The sequence below is a fragment of the Enterococcus cecorum genome (assembly GCF_052119425.1).
Taxonomy (GTDB): domain Bacteria; phylum Bacillota; class Bacilli; order Lactobacillales; family Enterococcaceae; genus Enterococcus_E; species Enterococcus_E cecorum_C.
In genome coordinates, this window is sequence record NZ_JBQKFH010000110.1 from 1 (window position 1) to 461 (window position 461).

General features: G+C 48.4%; 1 rRNA gene. It reads right to left on the reverse strand.

Going from position 1 to position 461, the window contains the following annotated elements:
* Window positions 1-461: ribosomal RNA gene (locus ACTQZM_RS12035) — 23S ribosomal RNA — on the reverse strand; the annotation flags it as partial.

Sequence of the window (461 nt, forward strand, 5' to 3'; positions counted from 1 at the left end):
ACCTTTCCCTCACGGTACTGGTTCGCTATCGGTCACTAGGGAGTATTTAGCCTTAGGAGATGGTCCTCCTAGATTCCGACGGAATTTCTCGTGTTCCGCCGTACTCAGGATCCTCATAGGTGCTCACAAAATTTTGCCTACGGGGCTTTCACCCACTTTGGCTGGCTTTTCCAAGCCATTCGGCTATCTTGCTTACTACCACATTTGAGTCCTACAACCCCAACAAGCAAGCTTGTTGGTTTGGGCTGTTCCCGTTTCGCTCGCCGCTACTCAGGGAATCGAATTTTCTTTCTCTTCCTGCAGGTACTTAGATGTTTCAGTTCTCTGCGTCTACCTCCAATAAGCTATGAATTCACTTAAAGGTAACATCCTACAAAAGATGCTGGGTTCCCCCATTCGGAAATCTCCGGATCAAAGCTTACTTACAGCTCCCCGAAGCATATCGGTGTTAGTCCCGTCCT